This is a genomic window from Stenotrophomonas nitritireducens (assembly GCF_050984405.1).
In the GTDB taxonomy this organism is placed as follows: domain Bacteria; phylum Pseudomonadota; class Gammaproteobacteria; order Xanthomonadales; family Xanthomonadaceae; genus Stenotrophomonas; species Stenotrophomonas nitritireducens_B.
This window is the reverse complement of the sequence record NZ_CP158790.1, coordinates 2,198,658-2,222,669: the sequence shown is the minus strand read 5'-3', so window position 1 is coordinate 2,222,669 and position 24,012 is coordinate 2,198,658. Positions and strand designations below refer to the sequence as shown.

Annotated in this window: 22 protein-coding genes and 2 tRNA genes; all 24 read right to left on the bottom strand. The window is 66.9% G+C overall.

Annotated features, from left to right (window positions below):
* Positions 1–86: 86 nt before the first annotated feature.
* Positions 87–347 carry a 30S ribosomal protein S15 gene (gene rpsO / locus ABTV91_RS09680; protein ID WP_055769748.1) on the bottom strand — a complete coding sequence of 87 codons (261 nt, stop codon included), beginning with the start codon at positions 345–347 and terminating at the stop codon, positions 87–89.
* A gap of 181 nt (positions 348–528) precedes the next feature.
* Positions 529–1,440 (bottom strand): tRNA pseudouridine(55) synthase TruB, encoded by a 912-nt coding sequence (gene truB, locus ABTV91_RS09675; RefSeq protein ID WP_433851239.1) that lies wholly within the window; start codon positions 1,438–1,440, stop codon positions 529–531.
* Positions 1,441–1,658: 218 nt separating this feature from the next.
* Positions 1,659–2,051 carry a 30S ribosome-binding factor RbfA gene (rbfA, locus tag ABTV91_RS09670; RefSeq protein ID WP_433851238.1) on the bottom strand — a complete coding sequence of 131 codons (393 nt, stop codon included), beginning with the start codon at positions 2,049–2,051 and terminating at the stop codon, positions 1,659–1,661.
* 76 nt (positions 2,052–2,127) lie between these two features.
* A complete protein-coding gene (infB, locus tag ABTV91_RS09665; RefSeq protein ID WP_433851237.1) occupies positions 2,128–4,794 on the bottom strand; it encodes a translation initiation factor IF-2 in 2,667 nt (888 codons plus the stop codon).
* A gap of 95 nt (positions 4,795–4,889) precedes the next feature.
* Complete coding sequence (nusA, locus tag ABTV91_RS09660; protein ID WP_433851236.1) at positions 4,890–6,401, bottom strand: transcription termination factor NusA; 1,512 nt, start codon at positions 6,399–6,401, stop codon at positions 4,890–4,892.
* A 4-nt stretch (positions 6,402–6,405) separates the two neighbouring features.
* Positions 6,406–6,996: a ribosome maturation factor RimP gene (rimP, locus tag ABTV91_RS09655; protein ID WP_433851235.1), complete on the bottom strand. Its 591-nt coding sequence runs from the start codon at positions 6,994–6,996 to the stop codon at positions 6,406–6,408.
* A gap of 200 nt (positions 6,997–7,196) precedes the next feature.
* Positions 7,197–7,273: transfer RNA gene (locus ABTV91_RS09650), tRNA-Met, on the bottom strand.
* A 206-nt stretch (positions 7,274–7,479) separates the two neighbouring features.
* A complete protein-coding gene (gene nuoN / locus ABTV91_RS09645; protein WP_433851234.1) occupies positions 7,480–8,940 on the bottom strand; it encodes an NADH-quinone oxidoreductase subunit NuoN in 1,461 nt (486 codons plus the stop codon).
* 37 nt (positions 8,941–8,977) lie between these two features.
* Positions 8,978–10,489 (bottom strand): NADH-quinone oxidoreductase subunit M, encoded by a 1,512-nt coding sequence (locus ABTV91_RS09640; RefSeq protein WP_433851233.1) that lies wholly within the window; start codon positions 10,487–10,489, stop codon positions 8,978–8,980.
* Positions 10,490–10,509: 20 nt separating this feature from the next.
* Positions 10,510–12,684 carry an NADH-quinone oxidoreductase subunit L gene (gene nuoL, locus ABTV91_RS09635; RefSeq protein WP_433851232.1) on the bottom strand — a complete coding sequence of 725 codons (2,175 nt, stop codon included), beginning with the start codon at positions 12,682–12,684 and terminating at the stop codon, positions 10,510–10,512.
* A gap of 7 nt (positions 12,685–12,691) precedes the next feature.
* On the bottom strand, positions 12,692–12,997 hold the full coding sequence (nuoK, locus tag ABTV91_RS09630; protein WP_057640727.1) for an NADH-quinone oxidoreductase subunit NuoK: 306 nt from the start codon (positions 12,995–12,997) through the stop codon (positions 12,692–12,694).
* The gene (locus ABTV91_RS09625) at positions 12,994–13,653 is read right to left on the bottom strand and encodes an NADH-quinone oxidoreductase subunit J (protein ID WP_433851231.1); all 660 of its coding nucleotides are present in this window, start codon (positions 13,651–13,653) and stop codon (positions 12,994–12,996) included. Before ABTV91_RS09625 ends, nuoK begins: the two co-directional genes overlap by 4 nt.
* Before the next feature lie 10 nt (positions 13,654–13,663).
* Positions 13,664–14,152 carry an NADH-quinone oxidoreductase subunit NuoI gene (nuoI, locus tag ABTV91_RS09620; RefSeq protein WP_054664867.1) on the bottom strand — a complete coding sequence of 163 codons (489 nt, stop codon included), beginning with the start codon at positions 14,150–14,152 and terminating at the stop codon, positions 13,664–13,666.
* 3 nt (positions 14,153–14,155) lie between these two features.
* Positions 14,156–15,250, bottom strand: a complete 1,095-nt coding sequence (nuoH, locus tag ABTV91_RS09615; RefSeq protein WP_433851230.1) for an NADH-quinone oxidoreductase subunit NuoH — start codon at positions 15,248–15,250, stop codon at positions 14,156–14,158.
* Positions 15,247–17,493 (bottom strand): NADH-quinone oxidoreductase subunit NuoG, encoded by a 2,247-nt coding sequence (nuoG, locus tag ABTV91_RS09610; RefSeq protein WP_433851229.1) that lies wholly within the window; start codon positions 17,491–17,493, stop codon positions 15,247–15,249. Before nuoG ends, nuoH begins: the two co-directional genes overlap by 4 nt.
* Entirely contained in the window at positions 17,490–18,827 is a 1,338-nt protein-coding gene (gene nuoF / locus ABTV91_RS09605; RefSeq protein ID WP_433851228.1) for an NADH-quinone oxidoreductase subunit NuoF, read from the bottom strand. Before nuoF ends, nuoG begins: the two co-directional genes overlap by 4 nt.
* Before the next feature lie 3 nt (positions 18,828–18,830).
* The gene (gene nuoE, locus ABTV91_RS09600; protein ID WP_433851227.1) at positions 18,831–19,358 is read right to left on the bottom strand and encodes an NADH-quinone oxidoreductase subunit NuoE; all 528 of its coding nucleotides are present in this window, start codon (positions 19,356–19,358) and stop codon (positions 18,831–18,833) included.
* A gap of 91 nt (positions 19,359–19,449) precedes the next feature.
* Positions 19,450–20,757 (bottom strand): NADH-quinone oxidoreductase subunit D, encoded by a 1,308-nt coding sequence (locus ABTV91_RS09595; RefSeq protein ID WP_433851226.1) that lies wholly within the window; start codon positions 20,755–20,757, stop codon positions 19,450–19,452.
* Positions 20,754–21,506 carry an NADH-quinone oxidoreductase subunit C gene (locus ABTV91_RS09590; protein WP_433851225.1) on the bottom strand — a complete coding sequence of 251 codons (753 nt, stop codon included), beginning with the start codon at positions 21,504–21,506 and terminating at the stop codon, positions 20,754–20,756. The genes ABTV91_RS09595 and ABTV91_RS09590 overlap by 4 nt, the downstream gene beginning before the upstream one ends.
* 34 nt (positions 21,507–21,540) lie before the next feature.
* On the bottom strand, positions 21,541–22,095 hold the full coding sequence (locus ABTV91_RS09585; protein WP_054664850.1) for a NuoB/complex I 20 kDa subunit family protein: 555 nt from the start codon (positions 22,093–22,095) through the stop codon (positions 21,541–21,543).
* Positions 22,086–22,442, bottom strand: coding sequence for an NADH-quinone oxidoreductase subunit A (locus ABTV91_RS09580; protein WP_054664847.1), 357 nt, complete (start codon positions 22,440–22,442; stop codon positions 22,086–22,088). Before ABTV91_RS09580 ends, ABTV91_RS09585 begins: the two co-directional genes overlap by 10 nt.
* Before the next feature lie 112 nt (positions 22,443–22,554).
* Positions 22,555–22,639, bottom strand: a tRNA-Leu gene (locus ABTV91_RS09575).
* Positions 22,640–22,691: 52 nt separating this feature from the next.
* Positions 22,692–23,108, bottom strand: coding sequence for a preprotein translocase subunit SecG (gene secG, locus ABTV91_RS09570; RefSeq protein WP_433851224.1), 417 nt, complete (start codon positions 23,106–23,108; stop codon positions 22,692–22,694).
* 28 nt (positions 23,109–23,136) lie between these two features.
* Complete coding sequence (gene tpiA, locus ABTV91_RS09565) at positions 23,137–23,892, bottom strand: triose-phosphate isomerase (protein ID WP_433851223.1); 756 nt, start codon at positions 23,890–23,892, stop codon at positions 23,137–23,139.
* Positions 23,893–24,012 lie beyond the last annotated feature (120 nt).

Below are 24,012 nucleotides of genomic sequence, written 5' to 3'. Positions count from 1 at the left end.
GTGGCCGGTTGTTCCGGCACCGGAAATACGGTTGAACTGCAAAAACAAAACCGCGGCGCATCGCTGCGCCGCGGAGGGGTTGCTGCTTAGCGACGCAGGCCAAGCTTTTCGATCAGGCCCTTGTAGCGCTCGACGTCCTTCTTCTTCAGGTAGTCGAGCAGGCTGCGGCGGCGGTTGACCAGCTGCAGCAGACCGCGGCGGCTGTGGTGATCCTTCTTGTGCAGCTTGAAGTGCTCGGTCAGCTGCTCGATGCGGGCGGTCAGCAGGGCGACCTGGACTTCCGGCGAACCGGTGTCGTTGGCGCCGCGCTTGTTGTCTTCAATAACTTTCTGGGTGTCGATCGACATGATGTTTTCTCTGGATGCGTGGCCGGCAGGAACGTGCTGATGACGCACCGCGCAGCTCGCCGTTTCAAGGAATACGGCCCGCCGACGGCGGACCGGTGCCCGGCAAAGGGCCGCAGAATTGTAACGATCCGCGCCTGCCGCGACAAGGCGCGCACTGCCCCGCCCCCGGCGGAGCGGCCGTTCAGGAATTGAAGCGGCGCTGCGGCGCCAGCCGTCCGGTGTCGTCCACCTGCCCCAGCCCCAGCGCCCTGCCGTCGTCGCCGAACACCGCCACCAGGCCGCGCGGCCAGGATAGCTCGCGCAGGCGCTGGCCCATGCAGAAGCGCTGCGCGCGGCCGGCGTCCAGCTCGACCCGGCCGAAATGGCTCAGCCCGGCCTCCAGCGGCAGCAGCCATTCCAGCAGCGCCGCATCGTCGCCGCCTTCGGCCAGGGCGCGCAGTTCGTCCAGGCCGATCATGCGCGGGGACAGGAACGGGTCCACCCACAGCCGGCGCAGCGCGGTGATGTGCGCGCCGCAGCCCAGCGCCTCGCCCAGGTCGCGGGCGAGGCTGCGGATGTAGGTGCCCGAGCCGCAGGTCACGCGCAGGCGCAGCCGCTCCGGCTGCTGCTCCAGTACCTCGATGGACTGGACGTGCACGTCCCGCTCCGGCGCCTCGATGGTCTCGCCGCGGCGCGCCTTCACGTACAGCGGCTCGCCGCCCTGCTTGAGCGCCGAATAGATCGGCGCGCGCTGGCGGATGTGCCCGGTCAGCGGCTCCAGCGCCTGCCGCAGCGCCTGCGCATCGATGGCCGGCACCGGGCGCTGCAGCAGCACCGCGCCATCGGCGTCGTCGGTATCGGTGGTCGCGCCCAGCGCGATCTCCGCGTCGTAGGCCTTGGCCGAGCCCAGCAGCAGGCCGGCGATCTTGGTCGCCTCGCCGAAGCACAGCGGCAGCAGGCCGGTGGCCAGCGGATCGAGGCTGCCGGTATGCCCGCCCTTCTCCGCCCGGAACAGGCGCCGCGCCACCTGCAGCGCGGTGTTGGAACTCATGCCGGCGGGCTTGTCGAGCAGGACGATGCCGTCCAGGCGGCGGAATTGGATACGGGGACGCATGGGGAATGCTTTGCTCTGCTTTGTTGCTGCGGTTGCAGTTGCGCTTCGGCCTCCTGGAACTCCCTTCCAGAGAAGCAACTCGCCCGTACGCAGCGGAAGCGAAAGCTGTTGCTTCGCTTCGAAACAGGAACGGATGGCTCAGCCGTCACCGCTCCGTCCGACCCTCATCCGCCCTTCGGGCACCCTCTCCCGCAGGGAGAAGGAACAGGCTCGAAAGCTCAGGCCTTCCTGCCTTCCTCATCGCCAGCATCGGACTGCGCCGCCTGCACATCCGGCAGATCGCGCAGCAGATTGTCGATGCGCTCGCCGCGGTCCACCGAATCGTCGTAATGGAAATGCAGTTCGGGCACGTGGCGCAGCTTCATCGCACGGGCCAGGCCCATGCGCAGCTCGCCGGCCAACTCGCGCAGGCCCTTGACCGCCTCGAGCGAACGCTCCGGCATCAGCGCGGTGACGAACACCTTGGCATGGGCCATGTCGCGGGTGACCTCCACGTCCGAGACGCTGACCGACGGCAGCCCGTGCTCGCGCACGGCGGCATGCACCAGCGTGCCCAGATCGCGGCGGATCTGCGCGGAAACTCGGTCGGTACGGTGGAAGGTCTTGGGCACGGAATCTCGCTCGTCTGGTTGCTGCGGGGGAAAGCGCGGCCGGCCCGCGTGATGCGGGCCGGCCGGTACTGCGTTGTTACAGGGTGCGCGGCACTTCGATGCGCTCGAAGCACTCGATCTGGTCGCCGGCCTTGACGTCGTTGTAGGCCTTCACGCCGATACCGCATTCGGTACCGTTGCGGACCTCTTCCACGTTCTCCTTGAAGCGGCGCAGCGATTCCAGTTCGCCTTCGAACACCACCACGCTGTCGCGCAGCACGCGGATCGGCTTGTTCCGCTTGACCACGCCCTCGATGACCATGCAGCCGGCGATGGCGCCCAGCTTCGAGCTGCGGAACACGTCGCGGACCTCGGCGATGCCGATGATCTCTTCGCGGATCTCCACGCCCAGCAGGCCCGAAGCCACCTGCTTCACCTGGTCGATCACGTCATAGATGATCGAGAAGTAACGCAGGTCGATGCCGTTGGATTCGATGATGCGGCGGGCCGAAGCGTCCGCGCGCACATTGAAGCCGATGACCGTGGCCTTGGAGGCGGCCGCCGAATTGGCGTCCGACTCGGTGATGCCGCCCACGCCGGAGTGGATCACGTTGATCCGGATCTCGTCGTTGGACAGGCCCACCAGCGACTGGCTCAGCGCCTGCACCGAGCCCTGGACGTCGGCCTTGATCAGCAGGTTCAGCACCTGCTGGCCTTCGCCCTTGCCCATCTGCGCCATGATGTCTTCCATGCGGCTGCCCGCCGTGGCGACCAGACGCGACTCGCGGCGCTTGGTCTCGCGCTGCTGCGCCACGTCCTTGGCCAGGCGCTCGTCGTCGACGACCACGAAGTCGTCGCCGGCATCCGGCACGCCGGACAGGCCCAGCACCTGCACCGGGATCGACGGGCCGGCCTCGGCAACCTGCCGGCCGGTCTCGTCGAACAGCGCACGCACACGGCCGTACTGGATGCCGCACACCAGGTAGTCGCCCTTCTTGAGCTGGCCCTGCTGCACCAGCACCGTCGCGACCGGGCCGCGGCCCTTGTCCAGCGACGATTCGATCACCACGCCGGCGGCGCGGCCTTCGGCCACGGCCTTCAGCTCCAGCACTTCGGCCTGCAGCGAGATCGCGTCCAGCAGGTCGTCAATGCCCTGGCCGGTCTTGGCCGAGATCTCCACCATCTGCGTGTCGCCGCCGAAATCCTCGGCCACGACCTGCTCGGCGAGCAGTTCGTTCTTGACCCGCATCGGGTCGGCCGAGGACTTGTCGATCTTGTTGATCGCCACCACGATCGGCGCGTTGGCCGCGCGGGCGTGCTGGATGGCTTCCCTGGTCTGCGGCATGACGCCGTCGTCGGCCGCCACCACCACCACCACCACGTCGGTCAGCTGCGCGCCGCGGGCGCGCATCGAGGTGAACGCGGCGTGGCCCGGGGTGTCGAGGAAGCTGATCACGCCCTTCGGCGTTTCCACGTGATAGGCGCCGATGTGCTGGGTGATGCCGCCGGCCTCGCCATTGGCGACCTTGGTGCGGCGGATGTAGTCCAGCAGCGAGGTCTTGCCGTGGTCGACGTGGCCCATGATGGTGACCACCGGCGGACGCGGCACGGCGTCGCCCTGGTCGACATCGGTGATGGCCAGCAGCGCGTCCTCGGCATCGTTGTTGCCGGCACGCACCACCTTGTGGCCGAGCTCCTCGGTCACCAGCGCGGCGGTGTCGTGGTCGATGGACTGGGTGATGGTGGCCATCACGCCCATCTTGAACAGCGCCTTGACCACCTCGCCGCCCTTCAGCGCCAGCTTCTGCGCCAGATCGGCCACGGTGATGGTGTCGCCGATGGCGACCTCGCGCACCACCGGCGCGGTCGGACGCTCGAAGCCGTGGCTGCCGCCACCGCCGCGCGACTGCTCGTTGCCGCGACGCCCCTGCGGCGCACGCGCGCCCGGGCGACCACGCGAATTGCTGTTGTTGCCGCGGCGGGCGCGGTCGGACGGCGACAGGTGCAGCTGACCGCCGAAACGCTTGCCGCCCTCATCCTCCGACTGACCGCCACGGGACTTGTTGCCCGGCTTGGCATGTGCGCCGCCGCGCTCGTCGCGCGCAGGTGCCGGCGCCGGCGTCGCAGGACGCGGCGTGGCCGAGGCGTTGCGCGCAGGACGCGGCGTCAGCGTCTCGATGATCGGCTGCCTGACGGCCGGTGCCGCAGGCGCGGCCTTGGCTGCTTCGGCGGCCTTGGCAGCCTCCTCCGCGGCCTGGCGCTCGGCTTCCGCGCGCTCGCGCTCGGCATCCTCGGCCGCCTTCTGGCGCGCCACCATTTCCTCGTCGCGCGCGCGGTCCTTCTCGGCCAGCATGCGCTGCTCCTCGAGGTTGCGCTGGCGCGACTCCTCGAGCTTGCGCAGGATCTCGGCGCGCTCGGCATCCGCATCCATCGGCGCGCCGGCAGCCGGCTTGACGTAGGTGCGCTTCTGGCGCACCTCGACATTGACCGTGGTCTTGCTGCGGCCGGCATTGACGGTCACTTCCTGCTGCGTGCGACGGCTCAGGGTGATCTTCTTCGGCGCGGCGTCAGCCTCGTCGGCGACCTGCTCGTCCTTGCCGTGGGAACGGCGAAGGAAACCGAGCAGCTTCACTTTCTCGGCGCTGGTCACGACCTGGTCGGGACCGCTGAACTTCATGCCGGCCTGGGCCAGCTGTTCCAGCAGTTTCTCCACCGGCGTGTTGACCAGTTGGGCGAGCTTGCGGATGGTGGTTTGCTGCGACATTCGGATCCTATGATCTTGTTGGCGCCCCCTCGATACGGACGAAGGCAGCGCGGAGTCTACGCCCTGAGCGGCTCAGGGCACTGTTCATCGCTGGCTCATTCGCCGCGCTCCAGACGGGCGATCTCCTCGGCGCGGGCGGCCAGGACCAGCGCCGCGGCGCGCTCCAGATCCATGCCTTCGATGCCGAACTCCAGGATCTCGTCGGCAGCCAGGTCCGACAGATCCTCACTGGTGCGCACGCCGTTGCCGGCGAGCGCGTAGGCCGTGGCCTCGTCCATGCCCGGCAGCGCCAGCAGGTCCTCGGCCGGCACGCCGCCTTCGGCGCCCTCCTCCACCGCGAGCGCCTCGTTGAGCAGCGCGTCGCGGGCGCGGGCGCGCAGTTCCTCGACGATGTCCTCGTCGAAGCCCTCGACGGCCAGCAGCTCGCCGATCGGCACGTAGGCGATTTCCTCGACGGTGCTGAAGCCCTCGCTGACCAGGATGCCGGCGATCTCCTCGTCCACTTCCAGCTTGTCCATGAACAGCTGGCGGGCGACGGTCTGCTCGGCTTCCGACTTGGCGGTGACCTGGTCCTGGGTCATCACGTTGAGCTGCCAGCCGGTCAGGCGGCTGGCCAGGCGCACGTTCTGGCCGCCCTTGCCGATGGCCTGCGCCAGGCGCTCCTCGGCCACGGCCAGGTCCATCGAGTGCTTTTCCTCATCGACGATGATGGACTGCACTTCGGCCGGCGCCATCGCGTTGATGACGAAGTTGGCCGGGTTCTCGTTCCACAGCACGATGTCCACGCGCTCGCCGTTGAGCTCGTTGCTCACGGCCTGCACGCGCGAACCGCGCATGCCGATGCAGGCGCCGATCGGATCGGTGCGGCTGTCGTGGGCGATGACGGCGATCTTGGCGCGGTCGCCCGGGTCGCGGGCGCAGGCCTTGATCTCGACCAGGCCCTGGCCGACTTCCGGCACTTCCAGCTTGAACAGCTCGATCATGAATTCCGGCGCGGCGCGGCTGATGAACAGCTGCGGTCCGCGCGGCTCCGAACGCACCTCGGCCAGGTAGCCGCGCACGCGGTCGCCGGCGCGCAGCACGTCGCGCGGAATGCCCTTGTCCTTCGGGATGAAGGCCTCGGCGTTGCCGCCCAGGTCTACATAGATGTTGCCGCGCTCGGCGCGCTTGACCACGCCGGTCACCAGTTCGCCGACGCGGTCCTTCCATGCGTCCACGACCTGCTGGCGCTCGGCCTCGCGCACGCGCTGCACGATCACCTGCTTGGCGGCCTGCGCGGCGATGCGGCCGAAGTCCGGGTTCTCGATCTGCTCCTCGATGTAGTCGCCGACCTCGACGCCGTCGGCCTCGTCGATCGCGTCCATCAGGCGGATCTGGCGGTCCGGCGATTCCATCACCACGTCGTCGGCCACGACCTCCCAGCGGCGGAAGGTTTCGTAGCTGCCGTCCTTGTGGTCGATCGCCACGCGCGCCAGCACGTCCTGGTCCACGTAGCGCTTCTTCGCCGCCGAGGCGAGCGCGGCCTCGATCGCGTCGAAGATCACTTCGCGCGGCACGCCTTTTTCATTGGCGACCGCGTCGACTACCAGCAGAAGTTCCTTGCTCATCGGCTTACTCCGCGCGCGGCTTGCGGGCCGCGGTTTCGTTATTGGATTTGTTCTTGGCCGCGCCGCCCTGCTTGGGGGCCGGACCGGTCGGTTTGGTCGGAGCCAGGCCAAGCGCGGCCCAGTCCGGAATGATGCGCGCCTTGTCGATGTTGTCGAAGGCGGCCACGAACGGCCTGCCATCGACGACGAAGGTCACGGTGCCGGCGTCGGCGTCCACCGCGGCGATCTCGCCCTGCAGACGGCGGCGGTTCTCCTGCGGCAGCTTCAGGCCCACCTTTGCGGACTGGCCCAGGTGCTGCTCGAAGTGCTCCAGCGTGAACAGCGGGCGGTCCACGCCCGGCGAGGACACTTCCAGCGTGTAGTTGCCGCTGATCGGGTCCTCGACGTCCAGCTGCGCGGACACCTCGCGGCTCACCCGCTCGCAGTCGTCGATGTTGACCATGCGCTCGGGCTGCTCGTCCAGCGGCACGTCGATGTACAGACGCAGCGTCGCGCCGCCCGGCGCCGGCAGATACTCGGCACCCAGCAGATCCAGGCCCAGCGCCTGCACGGTGGGGCCCAGCAGATTCGCGATTTCAGTAGCCTTGTCGCTCACAGCCTGCCTTGATTTCGGTAATGGGGAACGTGGGGGAAACCCAGCCGGACTTTTCGTTTCGCGGAAACAACAAAGGGCCCGACTGGGCCCTTTGTCCGGTATGAATCCGGTGACTGGATTCCGGTTGCAGGAACGGAAGCAATCGTTCCTACGAGCCCAGATTCAGCCTTCCACAACAAGATGTTGAAAAAGGCCGGAACTGGTAGCGGGGGCAGGATTTGAACCTGCGACCTTCGGGTTATGAGCCCGACGAGCTGCCAGACTGCTCCACCCCGCAGCAGAAGCGGAATTATGAAGTAATTGGACCGTTACCGCAAGTCTTTTTTACTTCATTGTTTCAGGAAACCCGGGGATTCCACTGAAACCCGGAACGCTGCCGTTCCGGTCGACCATCTTGCGATGGCCCGGCGACACCGGCTTCCCGGCGACGCCATCAACTCAGGGCGCGCATATTACATGAATCGCGCCGTTTTGTATCGTTTTTCATGAAAGATGTGCAAATGCGTTGCGCATCCACGCCAGCAGCGGCCCCAGGGCCACCGGCAGCACCAGCAGTGCCACGCAGTTCACGCCCAGCACGATGCCCAGGACGCGGTCGTTGTTGCGCGGCAGCGGCTCGCCCACCGGCTCGTCGAAGTACATGACCTTGACCACGCGCAGGTAGTAGAAGCAGCCCACCACCGCGCTGATCACGCCCAGGATCACCAGCCACAGCAACCCGCCGTTGACCGCGGCGCCCAGCACCGCCAGCTTGGCCCAGAAGCCCAGGAACGGCGGGATGCCGGCCAGCGAGAACATGGCGCACAGCATCAGGCCGGCCATCCACGGGTTGCGCGCGTTCAGGCCCTTGAAGTCGTCGATGCTCTCGGCCTCGAAGCCGGCGCGCGACAGGGCGACGATCACGCCGAAGGCGGCGGTGGACATGATCGCGTAGGCCACGGCGTAGAACATCGCCGCCGAGTAGCCCGCCGCGCCGCCGCCGGCCACGCCCATCAGCAGGAAACCGATGTGCGAGACGGTCGAATAGGCCAGCATGCGCTTGAGGTTGACCTGGGCGATGGCCATCAGGTTGCCGACCACCAGCGACAGCGCCGCCAGGCCGGCCAGCACGTACTGCAGCTCGGCCGACAGCGGACCGACGCCGGCTTCGAGCAGGCGGTAGGCCATGCCGAAGGCGGCCAGCTTCGGCGCCGAGCTGATGAACAGCGCGATCGGGGCCGGCGCGCCCTGGTAGACGTCCGGCAGCCACATGTGGAACGGCGCGGCGCCAAGCTTGAAGGCGACGCCGGCGACCATGAACACCGCGCCGGTCAGCAGCAGCATGCGTTCGTCCGAATGCGCGGCCGCGTCATGGATCACGTCCAGGTGCAGCGAACCGGTGGCGCCGTAGACCAGCGACATGCCGTACAGCAGCAGGCCCGAGGCCAGCGAACCGAGCACGATGTACTTCATGCCCGCCTCGGCGGCCAGCTTGTTCTCGCGGTTGCTGGCGACCAGCGCGTAGGAACACAGCGCCAGCAGCTCCAGCCCCAGGTAGACCATCAGCAGGCTGCCGGCCGACACCAGCAGCATCATGCCGGCGGTGGCGAACAGGATCAGCACCGCGATCTCGCCCTGGTACAGGCTGCGCTCGCGCAGGTAGCTCCAGCCGTAGACCAGGGTCAGGCCGCTGACCAGCACCACCACCGTCTTCATGACGTCGGCGGCGTTGTCGCGGATGAACATGCCGTGGAACACCTCGCCCTGCCCGCCCACGCCGCCCAGCAGCAGCACGAAGGCGATGGCGAGGATGGCGACCGACAGGAAGTGGGTCCAGACCTTGTGGCGGTTGCTGATGAACAGGTCGAGGATCAGCAGGGCGAAGGCACCGCCGATCACCACCAATTCGGGCAGCAGCGGCGGGAGGTCGGCGGCGGTCAACGGCAGTAGCGTCGGCGTTGTCATCATCAAATCCTGGAATCAATACTCTCGACGGGGCCGCTTACAGCAGCTTGCTCGATGCGATCTGCATCGCCAGCTTGGCGATGGAGGGCTCCATCAGTTCGGTCAGCGGGCGCGGATACACGCCCAGCGCCAGCGTACCGATGGCGAACACGCCCAGCACCAGCCATTCGCGCCCGTTGATGTCCTTCATCTCGGCCACGTGGGCGTTGCCCACCTCGCCGAAGAACACGCGCTTGTACAGCCACAGCGAGTAGGCCGCGCCGATGATCAGCGTCGTGGCCGCGCCCAGCGCCACCAGCGGCTCCCACTGGAAGCTGGCCAGCACCACCATGAACTCGCCGACGAAACCGCTGGTGCCCGGCAGGCCGGAGTTGGCCATGAAGAACAGCAGCGCGAAGGCGGCGAACCACGGCATCACGTTGACCACGCCGCCGTAGTCGGCGATGCGGCGGGTGTGCAGGCGGTCGTAGAGCACGCCGATGCAGGAGAACATCGCGCCGGACACGAAACCGTGCGAGATCATCTGCACCATCGCGCCCTGCAGGCCCAGGCGCGCGGCGTCGGCGTTGCCGGCCTCGCGCACCAGCCACAGCGCGGTGAAGGTGCCCAGGGTGACGAAGCCCATGTGCGCGACCGAGGAATAGGCCACCAGCTTCTTCATGTCGTCCTGCACCAGCGCCACCAGGCCGACGTAGATCACCGCCACCAGCGACAGCGCGATCACCAGCCAGGCCCATTCGCTGCTGGCGTCCGGCACGATCGGCAGGTTGAAGCGCAGGAAGCCGTAGCCGCCGATCTTCAGCGCGATCGCGGCCAGGATCACCGAACCGGCGGTCGGCGCTTCCACGTGCGCGTCCGGCAGCCAGGTGTGCACCGGGAACATCGGCACCTTGACCGCGAAGGCGATCAGGAAGGCGAAGAAGATCCAAGTCTGCTCGCGGGCGGACAGCTGCAGCTGGTACAGGTCGGCCAGCTGGAAGCTGCCGCCCTTGATGTACAGGTAGATCAGCGCCACCAGCATCAGCACCGAGCCGAGGAAGGTGTACAGGAAGAACTTCAGCGCGGCATAGATGCGACGCGGGCCGCCCCAGACACCGATGATCAGGAACATCGGGATCAGCATCGCTTCGAAGAACACGTAGAACAGCATCGCGTCGGTGGCGGCGAAGATGCCCACCGTCACGCCTTCCAGGATCAGGAAGGCGGCCACGTACTGGTTCACGCGCTTGTCGATCACGCCCCAGGCGCCGATCAGCGCCAGCACGCCCACCAGGGTCGTCAGCAGCACCAGCGCGATGGCGATGCCGTCGACGGCCAGGTTGTAGCCGATGCCATAGGCCGGGATCCACGGGTGCTGCTCGACGAACTGCATCACCTCGGCGGCGGCGCGGTCATAGCCGCTGAGCAGTCCGAGGCTGAGCAGGAAGGTGAGCAGTGCCACCGCCAGGGACGCCCAACGGGCAGCCTGGGCGTTGCGCACGGCAAGAATCAACGCACCGCCGAGGATCGGCAGCCAGATGAGGATACTGAGTAGGGGCCAGTTCGACACGTCTTCTTATTCCGTACAGGTCAACGCCAGAAATGCATCAGCAGGCCCAGCAGGGCGATCAGGCCGATGATCATCACGAAGGCGTAGTGGTAGAGGAAACCGGATTGGGTGCGGCGCAGCAGGTTGGCGGCCAGTTCGACCACGCGGGCCGCACCGTTCACCACCCCATCCACCACGTTGCTGTCCACGACACGGGCGGCCTTGCCGAGCTTGACGCTGCCGCCAGCGAAACCGTCGATCCACAGCTTGTCGAAGCCGTACTTGTTCTCCAGCACCGAAACCACCGGCGCCAGGGTCTTGCGGGACTTGCCTGCCAGTTCCGGCTTCCAGATGTAGAACACCCAGGCCAGGACGAAGCCGGCGACGGTCAGCCAGAACGCGGGAGCGGTCAATCCGTGGATGGCGAACTGCACCGCGCCATGCCAGTGCTCGGCGCCGATCAGGCCGATGACGTCGGCCGGCGGAACGCCGTTGAGCAGTTGCGGGTCGGTCCCCATCGGATGGCGGAAATCGACGATGCCGGTGAAGAAGGACATCACCTGCCCCGGGATGCCGTTGCCGCTGGCGTGGCCGGCCCAGTCGGTGCCGAACAGCATCGGGCCGGCGGTGAAGAAGCCGATGAGGATCGACGGGATCGCCAGCAGGATCAGCGGCAGGGTCACCACCCACGGCGACTCGTGCGGCTCGTGCGCGCCGTGGCCATGATGGTCGTCATGGTGGTGGGCGTCGTGGCCGTGGTCGTCATGCGCGTCGCGGAAGCGTTCCTTGCCGAAGAAGGTCAGGAACAGCAGGCGGAAGCTGTAGAAGCTGGTGACGATCACGCCGCCCAGCACCGCCCAGTAGCCGTAGGTCGCCACCCAGCTGTCGGAAGCGTGGGCATGCAGCTCGGCGGCCTCGATGATGGTGTCCTTCGAGTAGAAGCCGGAGAAGAACGGCGTGCCGACCAGCGCCAGCGTGCCGATCCACATGGTGATGTGGGTGATCGGCATGTACCTGCGCAGGCCGCCCATCTTCATCATGTTCTGTTCGTGGTGCATGCCGATGATGACCGAGCCGGCGCCCAGGAACAGCAGCGCCTTGAAGAAGGCGTGGGTCATCAGGTGGAACACCGCGCCCGAGTAGGCGGACACGCCCAGCGCCACGGTCATGTAGCCCAGCTGCGACAGCGTCGAGTAGGCGACCACGCGCTTGATGTCGTTCTGCACGATGCCGATCAGGCCGGTGAAGAAGGCCGTGGTCGCGCCGATGAACAGGATGAAGTTCAGCGCCGTCTGCGACAGCTCGAACAGCGGCGACATGCGGGTGACCATGAAGATGCCGGCGGTCACCATGGTCGCGGCGTGGATCAGCGCCGAGATCGGGGTCGGGCCTTCCATCGAGTCGGGCAGCCACACGTGCAGCGGCACCTGGGCCGATTTGCCCATCGCGCCGATGAACAGGCAGATGCAGATCAGGGTGGCGATCGACCAGATCACCGGCTCGCCCAGCACCTGCACCGGATGGCCGAACAGGTTGATCGAGCCGGACCACACCTGGATCAGCGCGTTCGGATCGTTCAGCAGCGGCGCGTTGGCGAACACGGTGGCGTAGTCCAGGGTGCCGAACACCCACAGCACGCCGGCGATGCCGAGCAGGAAACCGAAGTCGCCCACGCGGTTGACCAGGAAGGCCTTCATGTTGGCGAAGATCGCGCTCGGCTTCTTGAAGTAGAAGCCGATCAGCAGGTACGACACCAGGCCCACCGCTTCCCAGCCGAAGAACAGCTGCAGGAAGTTGTTGCTCATCACCAGGGTGAGCATGGAGAAGGTGAACAGCGAGATGTAGCTGAAGAAACGCTGGTAGCCATCGTCGTCGGCCATGTAGCCGATCGAGTAGATGTGCACCAGCAGCGACACGAAGGTCACCACCACCATCATCATCGCGGTCAGGCGGTCGACCATGAAGCCGACGTGCGCCGAGTACTGGCCGACCTCGAAGAAGGTGTAGACGTTCTGGTTGAACGGCTGCGCCCCGCCCCACAGCAGCTGGTACAGGGTGTGCATCGACAGCGCGCAGCTGACCGCCACGCCGAGGATGGTGGCGTACTGGGCGCCCTTGCGCCCCACCTGGCGACCGAACAGGCCGGCGATGATGCTGCCGAACAGCGGTGCCAGCACCACTGCGATCAACAGACTCTTGGAGAGAGTGATTTCCATCTGTGGGTCAGCCCTTCAACGAATCGACTTCGCCAACGTTGATGGTGTGGCGGGTACGGAACAGGGTCACCAGGATCGCGAGGCCGATGGCGGCTTCCGCCGCGGCCACGGTCAGGATGAAGAACACGAACAGCTGGCCGGCGGTGTCGCCGAGTTCGCGCGAGAAGGCGACGAAGTTGATGTTCACCGACAGTAGCATCAACTCGATCGACATCAGCAGCACGATGATGTTCTTGCGGTTGAGGAAGATGCCGGCGACGGAGATGCAGAACATCACCGCGCCAAGAGCGAGCATGTGGCCCAGGGAAATCATGGCTTGGCCTCCTCGCCGCCTTCGATGTGCTTGGTGTCGGTCAGCACGACCGGCTTCTCGACCGCCATCTTGACGATGCGCAGGCGGTCGCTGGCGCGGACCCGGGTCTGCTCGGACGGATTCTGCGTCTTCACGCCGGTGCGGCGGCGCAGGGTCAGCATCACCGCGGCGATCACCGCCACGGTCAGGATCACCGCGGCGAACTCGAACGGCAGCAGGTACTCGGTGAACAGGCTGCGCGCCAGCCAGGTGATGTTGGAGCTGTCGGCGGCGACGGCGGCGGCGTTGTCGGCCGGGAACGGCGCGGCCAGGCGGGCCTTGATGCCGATCAGGGTCAGCATCTGCACCAGCATGACCACCGCGACGACCAGCCCGACCGGCAGGTAGCGCACCCAGCCTTCGCGCAGGCTGTCCGTTTCCACGTCCAGCATCATCACCACGAACAGGAACAGCACCATCACCGCGCCCACGTACACCAGCACCAGGGTGACGCCGAGGAACTCGGCGCCGACCAGCAGCCAGACGCAGGCGATGGAGAAGAAGGTCAGGATCAAGCACAGCACGGCATACACCGGGTTGCGTACGCTGATCACCGACAGGGCCGACACGCCCGCGACGATCGAGAAGAACCAGAAAGCGATATTTACCCAATCCATCTTTCGGTCCTCAGCGGAAGGCGGCGTCGGCGGCGCGGCGTTCGGCGATCTCGGCTTCCAGCCGATCACCGATGGCCAGCAGCTGCGGCTTGGTGACGATGTTCTCGCCACGGTTCTCGAAGTGGTACTCGAGGATGTGGGTTTCCACGATCGAGTCCACCGGGCAGCTCTCCTCGCAGAAACCGCAGAAGATGCACTTGAACAGGTCGATCTCGTAGCGCGTGGTGCGTCGGGTGCCGTCCTCGCGCTTGGCCGAGTCGATGGTGATGGCCAGCGCCGGGCACACCGCCTCGCACAGCTTGCAGGCGATGCAGCGTTCCTCGCCGTTCGGGTAGCGGCGCAGCGCATGCAGGCCGCGGAAGCGCGGCGACTGCGGGAACTTCTCCATCGGGTACAGCACGGTGTACTTCGGCTTGAACGCGTACTTCAGCGTCAGCCACATGCCGGAGACGAGCTCCAGCAGCAGCAGGCTCTTGAAATAGTGGGTGATCTTTTTCATGAATCAAACGCCTCTCTGGATCACGCCGTAGAACACGAGCAGTGCGGTCACCGCGATCCACGCGATGGTCAGCGGGATGAACACCTTCCAGCCCAGGCGCATGATCTGGTCGTAGCGGAAGCGCGGGAACGTGGCGCGGAACCAGATGTACGAACTGGCGAAGAAGAAGACCTTGGCCAGCAGCCACGGCCAGCCGCCGTTCCAGATCCAGTTGACCCAGGGCGAGACGTCCGCCGTGACCCAGCCCTGGATCGGGCTCAGCCAGCCGCCCATGAAGAAGATCGAGATCAGGAAGCTGATCAGGATCATGTTGGCGTACTCAGCCAGGAAGAACAGCGCGAACGCACCGCCGGAATATTCGACCATGTGGCCGGCGACGATTTCCGATTCGCCCTCGACCACGTCGAACGGCGCGCGGTTGGTTTCGGCCACGCCGGACACCCAGTACACGACGAACAGCGGCAGCAGCGGCAACAGGAACCAGTCGAACAGGCCCGAGCTGCCCTTCTGCGCCAGCACGATCTCGCTCAGATTCAGGCTGCCGGCGGCGATCATCACGCCGACCAGGGCGAAGCCCATCGCGATTTCGTAGCTGACCATCTGCGCGGCCGAACGCATCGCGCCGAGGAAGGCGTACTTGGAGTTCGACGCCCAGCCGGCCAGGATCACGCCGTAGATGCCCAGCGAGGTCATCGCCAGCAGGTACAGCAGGCCGACGTTGGCGTTGGACAGCACCAGCTTGTAGTCGAACGGCACCACCGACCAGGCCGCGAACGACGGCGCCAGCACGATCAGCGGCGCCAGCACGTAGATCGCCTTGTGCGCGTTGGCCGGGCGCACGATTTCCTTGAACAGCAGCTTGGTGACGTCGGCGAAGGCCTGCAGCAGGCCGCCGAGGCCGACGTACATCGGCCCGTGGCGCACGTGCATCCAGCCGATCAGCTTGCGCTCCCACAGCACGTAGAACGCCACCGATACGATGATCGGCATGGCGATGACCAGGATCTTCAGCACCATCCACAGCACGACGCCGATGTCGCCCAGCGCCAGGAACCACTGGTGCAGCGGATCGACCGCGTTCAACAGCAACTCGTTCATGCAGCCACCACCGTTACACGAGCGGCGCCCAGCGGCGCGGTGGCGCCGTGGCCCGATTCAATCCAGACCGCACCGGCGGCGACGCGCGCGTCGACCACCACCGGCAGGGTCGCCTTGCCGGCGTCGGTGCCGACCTTGGCCATCTGCCCTTCGGCCAGCTGCAGGCGCGCGGCGTCGTCGGCGTTGAGCACGATGCGCGGCGCGTTGTTCAGCGGATGCGCCTGCAGCGCTTCGGCACGGCGCACCACCGCATCGGTGCGGTAGATCGCCGGGGTCGAAGCCACTTCCAGGCCCTCGCCCGCCGCCTGCGGCTGCGACGAGGCGGCCACGTTCACCTGCACCGGCTGCAGGCCGGCACGCAGGCCTGCCAGATCAGTGAAGCCGAAACCGGCCAGCTGCAGGTCGCCGCCGAGGGCGCGCAGCACGCGCCAGCCCTCGCGGGCCTCGCCCGGCAGCTTGCCGCCGGCGCGGGCCTGCTGCTCGCGGCCGTCGAGGTTGGTCAGGGTCGCGTCGATTTCCGGCAGCGCGCCGATCGGCAGGATCAGGTCGGCCACGTCGCGGGTCGAGACGCAGGCGAAGTGGCTGAACGCCACCACCTTGGCGCCGGCCAGCGCCTTGCGCGCGGCGGCGCTGTCGGCGAAGTCCAGGCCCGGCTCGATGCCGTAAAGCACGTAGGCCTTGCGCGGCTGCGCCAGCATCGCGGCGACGTCCTTGCCGGCCGGCAGCACGCCGGCGCGGGACAGGCCGATGGCGTTGGCGCCCTGCGGGATGCGGCACAGCTTCGCGCCGGTGGCGGCGGCGAACTCGCGCGCGGCGGCGCGGATCGCGGCGGCCTGCGGATGGTTCTCGGCGATCGCGCCGACGATGACGAGGGTGTTGCCACCGCTCTTCACCGCCTCGCGCAGCCCGGCGTCGCCCATGGCGTCGGCGAACTTCGACGGCGCGACGATCTGCTTGCCGGCCAGCGCGAAGGCGAAGTCGAAATCGACCGGGTTGACCGCGAAGATCCGCGCGCCGTTCTTGGTCTGCGCCTTGCGCAGGCGGGCGTGCAGCAGCGGCAGCTCGTGGCGGACGTTGCTGCCCAGCAGCACGATGCGGTCGGCATTCTCGATCTCGGCCAGCGAGGCGCCGAACACTTCGGCGGTCGCGGCGTCGGAGAAGTCGCGGTTGTCGATGCGGTGATCGATGTTGTTCGAGCCCAGGCCGGCGGCCAGGCGGGCCAGCAGCGCGCCTTCCTCGTTCGAGGTGGACGGGTGCACCAGCACGCCGAGGTCGTCGCCGCGGTTGCCGTCGAGGATCTCGCGGGCGGCGGCCAGGCCTTCGGCCCAGCTCACTTCCTTCCACTCGCCGTTGACCTTCTGCAGCGGCTTGACCGCGCGGTCGGCGGCGTACAGGCCCTGGTGCGAATAACGGTCGCGGTCCGACAACCAGCACTCGTTGACCAGTTCGTTGTCGCGCGGCACCGCGCGCAGCACTTCGCCGCGGCGCACGTGCAGGAACAGGTTCGAGCCCATGGCGTCGTGGTAGCCCAGCGATTCGCGCGCGGTCAGCTCCCACGGACGGGCGCGGAACTGGAACACCTTGTTGGTCAGCGCGCCGACCGGGCACACGTCGATCACGTTGCCGGACAGCTCGGTGGTCAGCGGCTTGCCGTCGTAGGTGCCGATCTGCAGGTTCTCGCCGCGGTACATGCCACCCAGCTCATAGGTGCCGGCGATCTCCGCGGTGAAGCGCACGCAGCGGGTGCACTGGATGCAGCGGGTCATCTCGGTGGCGACCAGCGGGCCCATGTCCTCGTCGGCCACCACGCGCTTGCGCTCGTTGAAGCGGCTGACCGAACGGCCGTAGCCCAGCGACACGTCCTGCAGCTCGCACTCGCCGCCCTGGTCGCAGATCGGGCAGTCCAGCGGATGGTTGATCAGCAGGAATTCCATGACCGAGCGCTGGTACTTGAGCGCCTTCTCGTTGCGGGTCTGGATCTTCATGCCGTCCATGACCGGCGTGGCGCAGGCCGGCGACGGCTTGGGCGACTTCTCCACGTCGACCAGGCACATGCGGCAGTTGGCGGCGATCGGCAGCTTCTCGTGGTAGCAGAAGCGCGGAATCGGAATGCCGGCCTTGTCGGCGGCCTGGATGATCATCGACCCCTTGGGCGCGAACATCGTCTGCCCATCGATCTCGATGGTGACGTGTCCTTCCGGCGCCACGGGCGCCTCGCTCGGGTTCATGGGTTGCGCGCTCATGCGGCAGCAGCCTCCACTTTCTTGCCGTCAACCATCGAATGACCGTTGACGATGTAGTACTCGAATTCGTCCCAGAACTGGCGCAGGAACCCCTGGATCGGCCAGGCCGCCGCTTCGCCGAAGGCGCAGATGGTGTGGCCTTCGATCTGGCCGGCGACAGTGCGCAGCTGGTGCAGGTCTTCCATCGTGGCCTTGCCGGCGACGATGCGCTCCAGCACGCGGTGCATCCAGCCGGTGCCCTCGCGGCACGGGGTGCACTGGCCGCAGGATTCCTTGTGGAAGAACTGGCTGATGCGGCAGGCGAACTTGACGCAGCACACGCTGTCGTCCAGCACCACGATGGCGCCCGAGCCCAGGCCCGAGCCCAGTGCGCGGATGGTGTCGTAGTCCATCGGCAGCCCCTTGAGCTGCTCGGCGGTCAGCACCGGCATCGACACGCCGCCCGGGATCGCCGCCTTCAGCGCGCGGCCCGGACGCAGGCCGCCGGCCATTTCCAGCAGGTCGTCGAAGGTGGTGCCCAGCGGCACTTCGAAGTTGCCGCCCTTGACCACGCAGCCGGAGACGGAGAAGCACTTCGGGCCGCCGTTGTTGGTCAGGCTCAGGCCCTTGAACCACTCCGGGCCGTTGCGGATGATCGCCGGCACCGAACCGTAGGTCTCGGTGTTGTTGATCGTCGACGGCTTGCCGTACAGGCCGAAGTTGGCCGGGAACGGCGGCTTGTAGCGCGGCTGGCCCTTCTTGCCTTCCAGCGACTCCATCAGCGCGGTCTCTTCGCCGCAGATGTAGGCGCCGGCGCCCAGCGCGGCGTAGATGTCGATGTCCACGCCCGAGCCCAGCACGTTCTTGCCCAGCCAGCCGTGCTTGTAGGCATCGGCCAGTGCCTGCTCGAAGTGCTCGAACGGCTCGTGGTGGAATTCGCCGCGCAGGTAGTTGTAGCCCACGGTCGAACCGGTGGCGTAGCAGGCGATGGCCATGCCCTCCACCACCGAATGCGGGTTGTAGCGCAGGATGTCGCGGTCCTTGCAGGTGCCCGGCTCGGATTCGTCCGAGTTGCACAGGATGTACTTCTGCGGCGCGTCCTTGGGCATGAAGGACCACTTCAGGCCGGTCGGGAAGCCCGCGCCGCCGCGGCCGCGCAGGCCGGACTGCTTGACCATCTCGATCACGTCGGCCGGCGCGATCTTCTCTTCGAGGATCTTGCGCAGCGCGGCGTAACCGCCGGTCTTGAGGTAGTTCTCGTACGACCACGGGGTGTCGTAGTGCAGCGTGGTGTAGACCACGTTGTGCGGAAGCGGCGCCGGACCGACCGGCCCCCTGGATTCGTGGTGTGCCATGCCTTACTCCAGCCCGTCCAGCAGCGCGTCGACCTGGTCCAGCGTCAGGCGCTCGTGGTAGTGACCGTTGATGACCATCATCGGCGCGCCCGCGCAGCCGGCCAGGCATTCTTCCTCGCGCTTGAGGTAGACGCGGCCGTCCGGGGTCGATTCGCCGTGCTTGATGCCCAGCTTCTTCTCGCAGTGGCGCACGATGTCGTCGGCGCCGTTGAGCCAGCAGCTGATGTTGGTGCAGATGGCGACGTTGTTGCGGCCGACCTTCTCGGTCTCGAACATCGAGTAGAAGCTGGCGACCTCGTAGGCCCACACGAACGGCAGGTCGAGGTACTTCGCCACGCCGGCGATCAGCTCGTCGCTGAGCCAGCCCTGGTTCTGCTCCTGGGCGGCGTGCAGGCCCTGCAGCACCGCCGAGCGCTTGCGCTCGGGCGGGAACTTCGTCAGCCAGTGATCGATGTGAGCGCGGGTCTTGTCGCTCAGCACCACCATCGGGTCGACGTCGCGCGCCGCCTCGAAATTACCTGTCGCCTTCATCGGCCGACCTCAACCAATAGCAGATCCTGGGAAACCGATGCCTGCAGCAGCATGGCCGCGCTGGCACCGGGCGTTGTGCGCTTGTCCGGCATTACCGGTCGACCTCGCCGAACACGAGATCGTAGGTGCCGATCATCGCCACCACGTCGGCCAGCATGTGGCCGCGCACGATCGAGTCGATCGAGGACAGGTGGGCGAAACCCGGCGCGCGCAGGTGCACGCGGAACGGCTTGTTGGCGCCGTCGGACACCAGGTAGCAGCCGAACTCGCCCTTCGGCGCCTCGACCGCGGCGTAGGTCTCGCCGGCCGGCACGCAGTAGCCTTCGCTGAACAGCTTGAAGTGGTGGATCAGCGCTTCCATGTCGTCCTTCATCTCCGCACGCGAAGGAGGAGCGACCTTGAAATTGCGGACCATGACCGGGCCCGGGTTGGCCTTCAGCCACTGCACGCACTGCTTGATGATGCGGTTGGACTGGCGCATCTCGGCGACGCGGACCAGGTAGCGGTCGTAGCAGTCGCCGTTGGTGCCCAGCGGGATGTCGAAATCGACCGCGTCGTACCTGGCGTACGGCTGCTTCTTGCGCAGGTCCCAGGCGATGCCCGAGCCGCGCAGCATGGCGCCGGTCATGCCCCAGGCCAGGGCGTGCTCCGGGGTGACCACGCCGATGCCGACGGTGCGCTGCTTCCAGATGCGGTTGTCGGTCAGCAGGGTCTCGTATTCGTCGACGCGCGCTGGGAACTCGTTGGTGAAGTTCTCCAGGAAGTCCAGCAGCGAGCCTTCGCGGGCGGCGTTCAGGCGCTTGAGCGCATTGCCCTTGTGCCAGCGCGACTCCTTGTACTTGGGCATCGCGTCCGGCAGGTCGCGGTACACGCCGCCCGGACGGTAGTAGGCCGCGTGCATGCGCGCGCCCGACACCGCCTCGTAGCAGTCCATCAGCTCCTCGCGCTCGCGGAAGGCGTACAGCATCACCGCCATCGCGCCGAGGTCGAGCCCGTTCGAACCCAGCCACATCAGGTGGTTCAGGATGCGGGTGATCTCGTCGAACATCGTGCGGATGTACTGCGCGCGCTCCGGCACCTCGATGCCCGCCAGGGTCTCGATGGCGCGGACGTAGGCGTGCTCGTTGCACATCATCGAGCAGTAGTCCAAGCGGTCCATGTAGCCGATCGACTGGTTGAACGGCTTGGACTCGGCCAGCTTCTCGGTGGCGCGATGCAGCAGGCCCACGTGCGGGTCGGCGCGCATGATGGTCTCGCCGTCCATCTCCAGGATCAGGCGCAGCACGCCATGCGCGGCCGGGTGCTGCGGGCCGAAGTTCATGGTGTAGTTGCGGATCTCCTGCCGGGCTTCGGCGGAGTTGCTGGCGAAGGCTTCATGCGCCTGCTGGAACTCACTCACTTGCTTGCCTCCCTCTGCGCGCGCTCGCCTTCGGCGGTCTCGAAGCGGGCGTCGTCGCGGATCACGCGCGGCACGCCCACGCGCGGCTCGACCGAAGTCACCGGCTCGTAGACCACGCGCTTCTTCTCTTCGTCGTACCGCACTTCCACGTTGCCGATCAGCGGGAAGTCCTTGCGGAACGGATGGCCGACGAAACCATAGTCGGTCAGGATGCGGCGCAGGTCCGGGTGGCCCTCGAAGATCACCCCGTACAGGTCGAACGCCTCGCGCTCGAACCAGTTCAGGCCCGGCCACACGCCGGTCAGCGACGCCACCACCGGCAGCGCCTCGTCCGGGGCGAAGCAGCGCAGGCGCAGCAGCTGGTTGTGCTGATAGGAACGCAGTTGGACGACGACGGCGAAACGCTGCCTGGGCAGCGCGTCCGGACGCGCGCCGTCGGCGCTCTCGTGGCTGGGGAACTCGCCCCAGGCGAAACGGCCGGCGCCCTTGCCTTCCACGCCGCGGCTGAAGCCCTGCGAGGAGACGTCGGAGGTGTCCCACTCGTCGCTGCCGAAGCCCAGGTAATCGACGCCGCACAGGTCGGTGGCGTGCTCGAAACCGAACTCGTCGCGCAGCGCGACGGCGACGGCATGCCAGTCGGCCGACGGGACCTCCAGCGTCACTTCGCCGCGCGGTTCGACCACGGAGACCTGCGCACCGGCGAAACGCGCGCGAAGCCGGTCGATGAGTGAAGGTGCTTGCTGGGCCATGGGGGCTGGCGTGCTCTTGAACTGGAAAGGGAGGTCAGCGTGCGATGGTCTGGGTGCGCCAGATCTTCTTCTGCAACTGCAAAATGCCGTACACCAGCGCCTCGGCGGTCGGCGGGCAGCCCGGGACGTACACGTCCACCGGCACCACGCGATCGCAGCCGCGCACGACCGCATACGAATAGTGGTAATAGCCGCCGCCGTTGGCGCAGCTGCCCATCGAGATGACCCACTTCGGGTCGGGCATCTGGTCGTAGACCTTGCGCAGCGCCGGGGCCATCTTGTTGACCAGGGTGCCGGCGACGATCATCACGTCGGACTGGCGCGGCGACGGGCGGAACACCACGCCGTAGCGGTCCAGGTCCAGGCGCGAGGCGCCGGCGTGCATCATTTCCACCGCACAGCAGGCCAGGCCGAAGGTCATCGGCCACATCGAGCCGGTGCGCGCCCAGTTCAGCAGGGCGTCGACGCTGGTGGTGACGTAGCCCTTCTCGAGCAGCGGGTTGTCGCCTTCGGGCCGGAGGATGTCGTCAACCCGCCCTTCCGGGATGGGGTTGTTCATCAGGCCATCGAGAGTCTGAATCACTCCCATTCCAGCGCTCCCTTCTTCCACACGTAGATAAAGCCGAGGAACAGCATGCCCACGAACAGGCCCATGGTGACGAGCGAGCGGGCGCCCAGCTCCATGAACACCTGGGTCCAGGGCACGATGAAGATGATTTCCAGGTCGAAGACGATGAACTGGATGGCGATGAGGTAATAGCGCACGTCGAACTTCATGCGCGCGTTCTCGAACGCCTCGAAGCCGCACTCGTACGGCGACAGTTTCTGTTCGTCGGGGCTGCGGGGGCCAAGGAAACGACCGATCAGCATCAGGGCGACGCCGATGCCGGTGGCGACGATCAGAAACAGCAGGGACGGCAAATATTCGGCCAGCACAGCGATTCTCTCTTGCCTCTGCCCGGGCACCTGCAGGCGCCCGCGCATGGGGATTGACGGGACTTGCCACGGCGGGAGCTGCCGCATCCCGCATACCCGCATAACAAACTCATGGTGCCCAAGAGGGGACTCGAACCCCTACGACTTGCGTCGCTACCACCTCAAGGTAGTGCGTCTACCAATTCCGCCACCTGGGCTTACTTACGTCAGCGCACCGGCTTCGCAGTGCGGCGCGTATTGTAACCGTCTTCAGTCTTTATGCGAGCCCTCGGCGGGCTTTTCTTCGCTCTGCGCCGGATTATTCACGGCAGGCGTCGCCTGCGGCACTTCGCCCGCGGCCGCGGCCTGCGGAACGGACTGCAGTTCGCCCGCCGGAGCGGCCGGCGCTTCCACGCGGGACATCACGCCCAGGCCTTCGTCGGCGGGGCGCGAACCATGGCTGGCGTACCAGGCCATGAACAGGCTGATGCCGAAGAACACCACGGCCAGCCACTTGGTGGACTTGGACAGGAAGTTGGACGCGCCGCGCGCGCCGAACACCGTGCCCGACGCACCGGCGCCGAAGCCCGAGCCCGCCGCCGCGCCGGAGCCGCGCTGCATCAGGATCAGCGCGATCATCGCGACCGCCACCAGCACATAGACCACATTGAGGATCAACATCAGCATTTGAAATCCGTCCCGGACAGTTCCACCGTTAGCGACCGGCTGCCGCCCTCGCGATGGCCAGGAAATCTGCCGCCACCAGCGAAGCGCCGCCTACCAGCCCGCCATCGACGTCAGGCTGTGCGAACAGCTCTGCAGCATTGTCGGGCTTGACGCTGCCGCCATACAGGATCGGCAACGAATCGGCGATTCTAGCATCGCGCCCGGCGACTACGCCACGGATGAACGCATGCACCGCCTGCGCCTGCTCCGGGCTGGCGGTACGACCGGTGCCGATGGCCCAGACCGGCTCGTAGGCGACCACCGCCCGGGCGAAGGCCTCGGCCCCGGCCAGGTCCAGTACAGGCGCCAGCTGCGCGGCGATGACCTGCTCGGTCCGGCCGGCCTCGCGCTGCTCCAGGGTCTCGCCGACGCACAGGACCGGGATGAGCCCGGCATTGGCGGCGGCCACGAACTTGCGCGCGACCAGCTCGCTGCTCTCGTGGTGGTACTGGCGGCGCTCGGAATGGCCGACCAGCCCGTAGCCGGCGCCCACGTCCACCAGCATCGCCGCCGACACCTCGCCGGTATAGGCACCCTTTTCGTTGCAGCTGACGTCCTGGGAGCCGAACGCCAGCGCGGTGCCTTCGAAATCCTCGACCAGATCCCCCAGGTAGGGCAGCGGCGGCAGGATCACCAGCTCCACCCCTTCCAGCGGCAGGCCGGCCGCCACCTGCCCCACCAGTTCGGTGGCGAATTGACGGCTGCCATGCAGCTTCCAGTTACCGGCAACGATCTTGCGGCGCATTCAGGAACGACTCCCAATGAAAAGTGGGCGAAGGATAGCCCACTACGGACAGCGGCAGGACAACCGGCAGACAACACGGGACAGCACGGTCTGCCGTGGCGTACCAAGCGGCATCGGCCG

Coding starts and splice junctions, on each gene's coding strand:
- nuoN (WP_433851234.1), bottom strand. CDS start 8,940: ATGACAACGCCGACGCTACTGCCGTTGACCGCCGCCGACCTCCCGCCG.
- truB (WP_433851239.1), bottom strand. CDS start 1,440: ATGCGTCCCCGTATCCAATTCCGCCGCCTGGACGGCATCGTCCTGCTC.
- infB (WP_433851237.1), bottom strand. CDS start 4,794: ATGTCGCAGCAAACCACCATCCGCAAGCTCGCCCAACTGGTCAACACG.
- secG (WP_433851224.1), bottom strand. CDS start 23,108: ATGCTGATGTTGATCCTCAATGTGGTCTATGTGCTGGTGGCGGTCGCG.
- nuoF (WP_433851228.1), bottom strand. CDS start 18,827: ATGGCACACCACGAATCCAGGGGGCCGGTCGGTCCGGCGCCGCTTCCG.
- nuoE (WP_433851227.1), bottom strand. CDS start 19,358: ATGAAGGCGACAGGTAATTTCGAGGCGGCGCGCGACGTCGACCCGATG.
- tpiA (WP_433851223.1), bottom strand. CDS start 23,892: ATGCGCCGCAAGATCGTTGCCGGTAACTGGAAGCTGCATGGCAGCCGT.
- nuoH (WP_433851230.1), bottom strand. CDS start 15,250: ATGAACGAGTTGCTGTTGAACGCGGTCGATCCGCTGCACCAGTGGTTC.
- ABTV91_RS09585 (WP_054664850.1), bottom strand. CDS start 22,095: ATGGGAGTGATTCAGACTCTCGATGGCCTGATGAACAACCCCATCCCG.
- nusA (WP_433851236.1), bottom strand. CDS start 6,401: ATGAGCAAGGAACTTCTGCTGGTAGTCGACGCGGTCGCCAATGAAAAA.
- rpsO (WP_055769748.1), bottom strand. CDS start 347: ATGTCGATCGACACCCAGAAAGTTATTGAAGACAACAAGCGCGGCGCC.
- nuoI (WP_054664867.1), bottom strand. CDS start 14,152: ATGAAAAAGATCACCCACTATTTCAAGAGCCTGCTGCTGCTGGAGCTC.
- ABTV91_RS09625 (WP_433851231.1), bottom strand. CDS start 13,653: ATGGATTGGGTAAATATCGCTTTCTGGTTCTTCTCGATCGTCGCGGGC.
- nuoL (WP_433851232.1), bottom strand. CDS start 12,684: ATGGAAATCACTCTCTCCAAGAGTCTGTTGATCGCAGTGGTGCTGGCA.
- nuoK (WP_057640727.1), bottom strand. CDS start 12,997: ATGATTTCCCTGGGCCACATGCTCGCTCTTGGCGCGGTGATGTTCTGC.
- nuoG (WP_433851229.1), bottom strand. CDS start 17,493: ATGAGCGCGCAACCCATGAACCCGAGCGAGGCGCCCGTGGCGCCGGAA.
- ABTV91_RS09590 (WP_433851225.1), bottom strand. CDS start 21,506: ATGGCCCAGCAAGCACCTTCACTCATCGACCGGCTTCGCGCGCGTTTC.